Source organism: Enterobacter sp. HSTU-ASh6 (assembly GCF_026319105.1).
Taxonomy (GTDB): domain Bacteria; phylum Pseudomonadota; class Gammaproteobacteria; order Enterobacterales; family Enterobacteriaceae; genus Enterobacter; species Enterobacter sichuanensis.
The window spans coordinates 1-8,688 of record NZ_WSPD01000039.1 but is presented as its reverse complement, the minus strand read 5'-3'; the positions used below and the strand labels follow the sequence as shown (position 1 = coordinate 8,688).

Below are 8,688 nucleotides of genomic sequence, written 5' to 3'. Positions count from 1 at the left end.
ATTTAAAAGTTTGATGCTCAATGAATTAAACTTCGTAATGAATTACGTGTTCACTCGTTGAGACTTGGTATTCATTTATTGTCCGAAGACATTAAGAATCCATGTCACTTTGAGTGCCCACACAGATTGTCTGATAAATTGTTAAAGAGCAGTGCCGCTTCGTTTTCGCTGCGGCGCGGGGTGTGCATATTACGCTTTCCCGCTTCAGAGTCAAGTGATTATTTCGCTTTTCTCTGCTGACCCGGCGGCGTGTGTGCCGTTGTTCCGTGTCAGTGGAGGCGCATTATAGGGAGTTATTCTGACGTGACAAGAGGAAATTTAAAAAAAGTTTCCATCCGTGTTTTTTTTCACCAACAGAGGTGAAATCAAGCTACAAATTGTTCTATTTGATGTATCTGCAACCACAATCACATTCGAGATGGCATAATTATCAGCATGAATCTTTAAGGAATAAAAGCGATGCCATTAAGCGCGCAACAGCTGGCCGCCCAAAAAAACCTCTCTTATGTGCTGGCCGAAAAGCTGGCTCAGCGGATTTTAGCGGGTAAATATGCCCCGGGAAGCATCCTGCCGGGTGAAATGGAGCTGGGTGAGCAGTTTGGGGTAAGCCGTACCGCCGTGCGCGAAGCGGTGAAAACCCTGACGGCAAAAGGTATGGTGCTTCCACGCCCTCGTATTGGCACACGCGTGATGCCACAAAGTAACTGGAATTTTCTCGATCAGGAGCTGCTCTCCTGGTGGATGACGGAAGACAACTTTCATCAGGTGATCGATCACTTTCTGGTAATGCGCAGTAGCCTTGAGCCTCAGGCCTGTCTGCTTGCCGCCACGCTTGGAACGGCTGAGCAGAAAGCGCAGCTTAACGCGTTGATGGAAGAGATGGTGTTCCTGAAAAAACACTTCAACCGCGAACGCTGGGTTGAGGTCGATATGGCCTGGCATGAACATATCTATATGATGAGCGCCAATCCGTTCCTCACCTCTTTTGCCTCTTTATTCCATTCGGTGTACCACACTTACTTTACCTCTATTACCCAGGACGAAGTGGTAAAACTGGATCTGCATCAGGCGATAGTGGATGCCATTCAGGAAAGCGACGGGCAGCAAGCCCTGAGTGCGTGTCAGGCATTACTGGCCGCACCAACCCACCAGCAGGTAAATAAATGACGAAGAAAAAAGCGCGCAGCATGGCCGGATTGCCGTGGATTGCAGCCATGGCGTTTTTTATGCAGGCACTGGATGCCACCATCCTCAACACCGCGCTTCCCGCTATTGCGCAAAGCCTCAACCGTTCCCCACTGGCAATGCAGTCCGCCATCATTAGCTACACCCTGACGGTTGCGATGTTGATCCCGGTTAGCGGCTGGCTGGCTGACCGCTTCGGCACCCGCAGAGTTTTCATGCTGGCCGTGACGCTGTTTACGCTCGGCTCTCTGGCCTGTGCGCTCTCCACATCCTTAACAGAGCTGGTGATCTTCCGCGTATTGCAGGGTATTGGCGGCGCGATGATGATGCCAGTGGCACGCCTTGCCTTGCTGCGAGCCTACCCTCGAAGTGAACTGCTGCCCGTGCTCAATTTTGTCACCATGCCGGGCCTGGTCGGTCCGATACTTGGCCCGGTGCTCGGCGGCGTGTTTGTCACATGGGCCAGCTGGCACTGGATCTTCCTGATTAATATTCCGATTGGCGTTGCGGGGCTGCTGTATGCCCGCAAATATATGCCGAACTTCACCACGCCAAGACGCAGTTTCGATATGGGTGGTTTTTTCCTGTTTGGCCTGAGCCTGGTGCTCTTCTCCAGCGGGATGGAGCTGTTTGGTGAGAAGATTGTGGCAACGTGGATTGCACTCTCCGTTATCCTCGCCGGCGTTCTGCTGTTTCTTCTCTATATACGTCATGCGCGCCGCCACCCGACACCGTTAATCTCCCTGGGGCTCTTTAACACCCGAACATTTTCCGTCGGGATCGCGGGCAACATTGCCTCGCGCCTGGGGACGGGTTGCGTACCGTTCCTGATGCCACTGATGCTCCAGGTCGGTTTCGGCTACCCGGCTCTGATTGCTGGCTGCATGATGGCACCCACGGCAATGGGCTCGATTCTGGCAAAATCAACCGTTACGCAAGTGCTGCGCTGGTTTGGCTATCGTAAGACGCTGGTTGGTGTGACGGTCTTTATCGGCCTGATGATTGCGCAGTTCTCGCTGCAATCCGCCTCTCTTCCCGTCTGGATGTTGATCCTGCCGCTGTTTGTACTGGGCATGGCGATGTCAACGCAGTTCACGTCGATGAACACCATCACCCTTGCCGATCTGACTGACGAGAACGCCAGTAGCGGCAACAGCGTGCTGGCCGTAACGCAACAGCTGTCGATCAGTTTAGGGGTTGCTGTGAGTGCAGCGGTACTGCGGTTTTATGAAGGTTTTGACAGTGCGAACACCGTTGAGCAGTTCCACTATACCTTTATTACCATGGGTGCGCTCACCGTGGTTTCGGCGCTGGTCTTTATGCTGTTAAAACCGAAAGACGGACGCAACCTGATCAAAGAACGCCACAAAACAAAGTCTAAACCGAGCCCCGTTCCATCAGAACAGGAGTAAGCTGCAGACGTTGCTGCTGCAGTGTGGGCTGTGCCATCCGGTGGATCAACACATCGATGGCCAGTTCACCCAGTTCATCCTTCGGCTGATGGATCGTGGTCAGCGGGGGAGTCATGTAGCTGGCCAGTTCGATATCATCGTAACCAATTATCGCCATATCGTCCGGAACACGCAGTCCCGCCTGGTACAACGCCTTATAGGCCCCAAATGCCATGGCATCGTTACCAATAAAGACCGCCTGCGGGCGCTGGGCTTGCGCCAGCAATGTCTGCATCGCCTCGAAGCCGCCGTGAAATTCAAAATCACCGGTAATACGGTAGCCTTCAGGAACAGAAAGCCCCGCCCGCGCCATTGCGGCAAGATACCCCTCCAGGCGCAAACGCGCGGGGGTTTTGTCCAGGGGACCGGTAATGCAGGCAATGCGGGTATGGCCTTTATCGATCAGATACTGGGTGGCCATGTCGCCCCCCAGCAGAGAGTTATCCTGAATAAGATCGCTGGTGCCGTCGAACGGCGCCCAGTCCATCATCACCGTAGGGATAGAAGGGTAGCGCTGAATGATCTCTTTCGAGGGCTGATGCGTTTCGGTACAGAGCAGCAGTAACCCGTCGACGCGTTTTTGCATTAGCGTTTCCAGATTACGGTTCATGCGCTGCTCGTCCCCTTCGGTATTACACAGCACCAGACTGTAGCCACGCTCGAAGCAGCTGCGCTCCACGCCGCGAACCAGTTCAGAATAAAAGGGGTTGGTACTGGCGGTGATCAGCATACCGATGGTACGCGTCTGGTTCAGCTTGAGGCTGCGCGCCAGCGCCGACGGCGCATAGTTTAGCTCTTTAATGGCAGCGTCGACTTTCTCCCGAATCGCCTCGCTGACGAAGCGATCGTTATTAATCACGTGAGAGACTGTCGACGTAGAAACGCCCGCCAGGCGGGCGACATCTTTCATTGTGGCCAAGCGTTACCCCTGCTGACTTAAGAATTCATCGATCTCTTTACGCCACGGAACGGAAGGCTGGGCACCTTTGCGCGTAACGGCGATAGCCGCGGCAGCATGTGCGAAGCGGATCGCATCATCCAGGTTTTTGCCTTCCAGCAGCGCGGTCACCAGTGCACCATTGAAGGTATCTCCCGCCGCGATGGTATCAATCGCTTTCACCTTAAAGCCCGGCACGCGACGGCCTTCGCCGTTTACGCTTGCCCACACCCCACGGCTGCCGAGGGTGATAATCACGGTACCAATGCCTTTGTCGTGCAGCGCCTGCGCGGCACGCGCTGCATCGCCATCATTTTCAACACGAATGCCCGTCAGTTTTTCGGCTTCAGTTTCGTTGGGTGTGATGATGTCCACCAGCGCCAGCAATTCGTCTGATAATACACGGGCAGGCGCAGGATTAAGTACGACAGTGGTATGATTTTCATGCGCTATTTTAGCGGCCGCCAGGACGCTTTCGACCGGCGATTCCAGCTGCATCAGTAACGCTTCAGCATTTGCGATACGCTCACGTTGCGCCTCAACACGCTCAGTGGTTAATGCAGCGTTAGCGCCAGCATGAATACCGATGACATTCTCACCTTCTGCGTTGACGAAAATCAGCGCCACACCGGTAGATTCCCCAGCAACTACGCTCACTGGCGCGATATCGATGTTATCGCCTGCCAGCTGCTTGCGGACACGCTCGCCGGTATCGTCATCACCCGTGCAGGCGATAAACGCGATATTCGCCCCACTGCGCCCCGCAGCAACGGCCTGGTTTGCACCTTTACCGCCAAATGCCACCTGATACTGGTTACCGGTGACGGTTTCGCCCGGCGTCGGGAATGATTCAAGGTTAAGAATGTGATCGGCATTGATACTGCCAAGGACGACGAGGTTGCCTGCGGTTTTCATGGTTGGGTTGTCCATCTGAGAGCGCCACCGGAGTTACCCGGTGGCGTATGCCACACTTTTCTTTATTGGTGTCCCTCAGGCAGCCAGCGACTGCCTGAATCGCCTTTTACTGCTTAATAACCAGTTTCAGGTCAACAGGGTATTTGGCCTGAACTTTTTCGCCCTTTAGCACTTTGTCAGCAGTCTGCACGCCAGTCGCGCCAATCTGCTCAGGCAGCTGAGCGATGGTTGCAGCCAGTTTGCCATCATTTACCGCTTTTTCACCATCCGGCGTGCCGTCAAATCCGACAACCATCACATCAGATTTACCGGCAGTCTGCAGGGCACGCAGCGCGCCCAGCGCCATTTCGTCGTTCTGTGCGAACACAGCCTGCACGTCAGGGTGGGCGGTCAGCAGGTTCTGCATGACGTTCAGACCTTTAGTACGGTCGAAGTCAGCTGGCTGGCTGGCCAGTACGTTGAATTTATGCGCTGCCACCGCCTGCTGGAAGCCTTCGCCGCGCTCGCGGGCGGCAGACGTACCGGCAATCCCCTGCAGTTCGATCACTTTCGCGCCTTCACCGGCTTTCTTCGCGATGTAGTCACCGGCGATTTTACCGCCCAGCACGTTGTCAGACGCGATATGGCTCACCACGTCACCTTTGGTTGCCTGACGGTCCAGGGTGATCACCGGGATTTTCGCCTGGTTTGCCATCTTAACGGCGTTACCGACGGCGTCAGAATCGGTTGGGTTGATCAGCAGGATTTTGGTGCCGCGAACGGTTAAGTCCTGAACGTTAGCCAGCTCTTTCGCCGGGTTGTTCTGGGAATCCAGCACCACCAGGTTGTAACCCAGTTTGTCTGCTTCTTTCTGCGCACCATCCTTCAGGGAGACAAAGAACGGGTTGTTTAGCGTAGAGATAACCAGCGCGATGGTGTCTTTCGCCATGGCGTTAGCACTTACGGTTGCGCTCAGCGCGACAGCAGAAACCAGGGTAGCCAGTTTTTTCATGTTCATATCTAAGATGTCCTGTAGTGTCGTCAGTTACTGTTTTTTGTTGTCTACCAGTACCGCCAGCAAAATCACCACTGCCTTAACGATCATCTGGTAATAGGAGGAAACACCTAACAAATTCAAACCATTATTCAGGAAACCAAGAATCAGTGCGCCGATCAATGTCCCAACAATGCGACCTTTACCGCCCGCAAGACTCGTACCACCCAGCACCACTGCCGCAATGGCATCCAGCTCATAACCCGTCCCCGCCGTTGGCTGCGCGGAGGAGAGGCGCGCCACTTCGATGATACCCGCCAGAGAAGCCAGCAGACCACACAGGGAGTAAACGATAACTTTGACTTTATTCACGCTAATCCCGGACAGACGCGTTGCCGCCTCGTTACCGCCCAGGGCATAGATATAACGACCCAGACGAGTGTGATGCAGCATGTACCACGCCGCCAGGAAGACGATAGCCATGATCCAGACCGGAGTAGGGATACCCAGCGGACGACCAATACCGAACCAGCCAAACAGATCGGCATTATCAGTAAAACCGGTATTCACCGGGCTGCCGTTGGTATAAACCATGGTCACACCGCGCAGCAGCAGCATCATCACCAGCGTCGCGATGAACGCCTGGACGCGGCCTTTCGCCACAATCACGCCGGTCACGGCACCAATTGCCGCCCCTGCCGCCAGCGCTGCCGCCACGGCCACCAGCGCATTGACTTCAATTCCGACAAGGGAAGCGGCGATCGCACCGGTGAGCGCCAGCAAGGAACCGACGGACAGATCGATCCCTGAGGTCAAAATCACCAGCGTCATCCCGACCGCCATAATGGCGTTCACGGAGGTCTGCTGCAGAATGTTGAACAGGTTATTAACGGTGAAAAAGTTCGGGCTCATGGTCGACACAATCGCGATCAGCACCAGCAGGGCAATCAGCGATTTTTGTTCCATCAGCCATGCCTTTGTGAAATAACGGCGACCAGAGACAGCCTGGGTAGTCATCTTCTTACTCCTGATTCACGCGATTAAGCTTGCCCACAGCGGCAGCCATCAGAACTTCCTGGGTGGCCTGCTCGCGAGTGAATTCACCGCCGAGATGCCCTTCATGCATGACGATAATGCGATCGCTCATGCCTAATACTTCTGGCATCTCGGAAGAGACCAGAATGATGCTCAGCCCGTCGGCCTTGAACTGGTTAATCAGTTGATAGATCTCTTTCTTCGCCCCCACGTCTACGCCGCGGGTCGGCTCGTCGAGGATCAACACTTTCGGGCGCGTCATCAGCCCGCGCGCAATCGCCACTTTCTGCTGGTTCCCGCCGGACAACAGGCCGATGGCCTGCTCCATCGACGGGGTTTTGACGTTAAAGAGATGGATAAAATCGCTGACCGCCTGCTGTTCGTCTTTGTGTTTCAGCGTACCGCCGCTATGGCTGAAATAGCGCAGCGCGGTAAGCGACATGTTCTCTTTCACCGACATGCCGAGCACTAAGCCGTCGCGCTTGCGGTCTTCGGAGATATAGACGATGCCGTTCGCGAGGCCATCCTGCGGCGAACGGGTCACCACTTCACGACCGTCGAGAGTGACATACCCGCTGGTGCGCGGCAGCGCGCCGTAAAGCACTTTCATCAGCTCGGTACGGCCGGCGCCCATCAGGCCCGCCACGCCCAGGATCTCGCCCTGGCGCAGGGTAAAGGTCACGTCGTTCACACCCGGACCGCAGAGATTGTCCACCTTCAGGCGGATCTCGCCCGGCACTTTATCCAGGTGCGGGTATTGATCTTCAAGTTTGCGTCCCACCATCATTTCGATGAGCGTATCTTCGGTCAGCGTGGCCACTTCGCGCTCGGCAATAAACTGCCCGTCGCGAAAGACGGTAACGTCATCGCAAATCTCGAAGATCTCTTTCATGCGGTGAGAAATATAGACAATCCCGCGGCCCTGCGATTTCAGCTCGCGGATGACGCGGAACAGGGATTCGGTTTCGGTATCCGTCAGGGCGTCGGTCGGCTCATCCATAATGATGACCTTCGACTCAAAGCTCAGCACCTTCGCGATTTCCACCATCTGCTGATCGCCGATAGAGAGATCGCCGACCAGACGGTCGCTCTTAAAGCGCAGGTTCAGCTTCGCCAGCAGTTTGTCCGCTTCGGCATACATGGTTTTCCAGTCGATTTTGCCAAACCGGTTCACAAATTCACGGCCAAGGAAGATGTTCTCCGCAATGGTAAGCTGCGGGATCAGGTTCAGCTCCTGGTGAATGATACCGATACCGGCTTCCTGGGAGGATTTCGGGCCGTTGAAGGTGGTCTCTTTACCCAGCCAGAGGAGTGAACCGGCATCGCGTTGATAGATACCGGTCAGCACTTTCATCATGGTGGATTTGCCGGCGCCGTTCTCACCCACCAGCGCCATCACGCGCCCGGGGTAAACATTCAGCGCCGCGCCGGAGAGGGCTTTTACGCCCGGGAACGATTTATCGATCCCTTTGAGTTGCAGTAATGCGTCCATGATGGCCTCAGAAGGTGACACCAGCACAGAGAATAATATTCGCATACGGGGAACACTCCCCGCTGCGAATCACCGCCTGACTGTCTGCGGTTTGTTGTTTAAATTGTTCGTGCGTTGTGTAACGAATTTCTATGGTGTTTCCCTGGTGTTGTTGCAGCTGCTCAAGGTGACTGAGCAACGTTTCGTGGAGTTGCGGATTATGTTGTTTGATTTCCGCGGCGAGAATGGCTGCCTCAACCTGCATCTCCGCGGTCACGACACCCAGTACCTGCATAAACGAGGGCACGCCCTGGGTTAATGCCATATCAATACGGGTTGTGCTGCGCGGAACCGGTAAGCCTGCATCGCAAACCACCAGCGTATCGGTATGCCCAAGACGGGAAATAACCGACGAGATTTCTGAGTTGAGAACCGTGCCTTTCTTCATTTTCTTGCTCCACTAGCGAAACGTTTCGCTGATATCAGTTTAGTCTTAAGAGTGTTCAGAAAACCACCGTGACGTAACAGATTTGTGATCAACGTCGAAACGTTTCGCTAAGTGAAATGGAGGGATGGTAAATGCAAAACGGTAACCGTCAGGTTACCGTTTTTTATGTTTGCGCCCTCTCCCGTGGGAGAGGGTCGGGGTGAGCAGCTGTGTTTAAAGTCAACGGCTGACGACTAACCTGCCACCCATTTTTTATTGTCCCGCACCATCGCA

General features: G+C 54.7%; 8 protein-coding genes. 2 read left to right on the top strand and 6 right to left on the bottom strand.

Annotated features, from left to right (window positions below; genetic code table 11):
- Positions 1–459 precede the first annotated feature (459 nt).
- Both GM298_RS23135 and mdtD read left to right on the top strand, forming a co-directional pair.
- Positions 460–1,167, top strand: coding sequence for a FadR/GntR family transcriptional regulator (locus GM298_RS23135; RefSeq protein WP_025756946.1), 708 nt, complete (start codon positions 460–462; stop codon positions 1,165–1,167).
- Complete coding sequence (mdtD, locus tag GM298_RS23130; RefSeq protein ID WP_095449977.1) at positions 1,164–2,597, top strand: multidrug transporter subunit MdtD; 1,434 nt, start codon at positions 1,164–1,166, stop codon at positions 2,595–2,597. The genes GM298_RS23135 and mdtD overlap by 4 nt, the downstream gene beginning before the upstream one ends.
- On the opposite strand, the gene rbsR is transcribed toward mdtD, so the two are convergent.
- From rbsR to rbsD, 6 genes are all read right to left on the bottom strand, one after another.
- Entirely contained in the window at positions 2,563–3,555 is a 993-nt protein-coding gene (gene rbsR, locus GM298_RS23125; RefSeq protein WP_025756948.1) for a ribose operon transcriptional repressor RbsR, read from the bottom strand. The genes mdtD and rbsR overlap by 35 nt on opposite strands.
- 3 nt (positions 3,556–3,558) lie before the next feature.
- Entirely contained in the window at positions 3,559–4,488 is a 930-nt protein-coding gene (gene rbsK / locus GM298_RS23120) for a ribokinase (protein ID WP_262784585.1), read from the bottom strand.
- Between the two features lie 106 nt (positions 4,489–4,594).
- Positions 4,595–5,485 (bottom strand): ribose ABC transporter substrate-binding protein RbsB, encoded by an 891-nt coding sequence (gene rbsB, locus GM298_RS23115; RefSeq protein WP_013099394.1) that lies wholly within the window; start codon positions 5,483–5,485, stop codon positions 4,595–4,597.
- A gap of 27 nt (positions 5,486–5,512) precedes the next feature.
- The gene (rbsC, locus tag GM298_RS23110) at positions 5,513–6,478 is read right to left on the bottom strand and encodes a ribose ABC transporter permease (protein ID WP_025756950.1); all 966 of its coding nucleotides are present in this window, start codon (positions 6,476–6,478) and stop codon (positions 5,513–5,515) included.
- Positions 6,479–6,482: 4 nt separating this feature from the next.
- Positions 6,483–7,988, bottom strand: a complete 1,506-nt coding sequence (rbsA, locus tag GM298_RS23105) for a ribose ABC transporter ATP-binding protein RbsA (protein WP_266155400.1) — start codon at positions 7,986–7,988, stop codon at positions 6,483–6,485.
- Between the two features lie 7 nt (positions 7,989–7,995).
- A complete protein-coding gene (gene rbsD, locus GM298_RS23100; RefSeq protein ID WP_025756952.1) occupies positions 7,996–8,415 on the bottom strand; it encodes a D-ribose pyranase in 420 nt (139 codons plus the stop codon).
- Positions 8,416–8,688 lie beyond the last annotated feature (273 nt).

Bases quoted from the DNA above. Each gene is read 5' to 3' on its own strand.
- rbsA (WP_266155400.1), bottom strand. From the start codon at position 7,988: ATGGACGCATTACTGCAACTCAAAGGGATCGATAAATCGTTCCCGGGC.
- GM298_RS23135 (WP_025756946.1), top strand. From the start codon at position 460: ATGCCATTAAGCGCGCAACAGCTGGCCGCCCAAAAAAACCTCTCTTAT.
- rbsC (WP_025756950.1), bottom strand. From the start codon at position 6,478: ATGACTACCCAGGCTGTCTCTGGTCGCCGTTATTTCACAAAGGCATGG.
- rbsB (WP_013099394.1), bottom strand. From the start codon at position 5,485: ATGAACATGAAAAAACTGGCTACCCTGGTTTCTGCTGTCGCGCTGAGC.
- rbsK (WP_262784585.1), bottom strand. From the start codon at position 4,488: ATGAAAACCGCAGGCAACCTCGTCGTCCTTGGCAGTATCAATGCCGAT.
- mdtD (WP_095449977.1), top strand. From the start codon at position 1,164: ATGACGAAGAAAAAAGCGCGCAGCATGGCCGGATTGCCGTGGATTGCA.
- rbsD (WP_025756952.1), bottom strand. From the start codon at position 8,415: ATGAAGAAAGGCACGGTTCTCAACTCAGAAATCTCGTCGGTTATTTCC.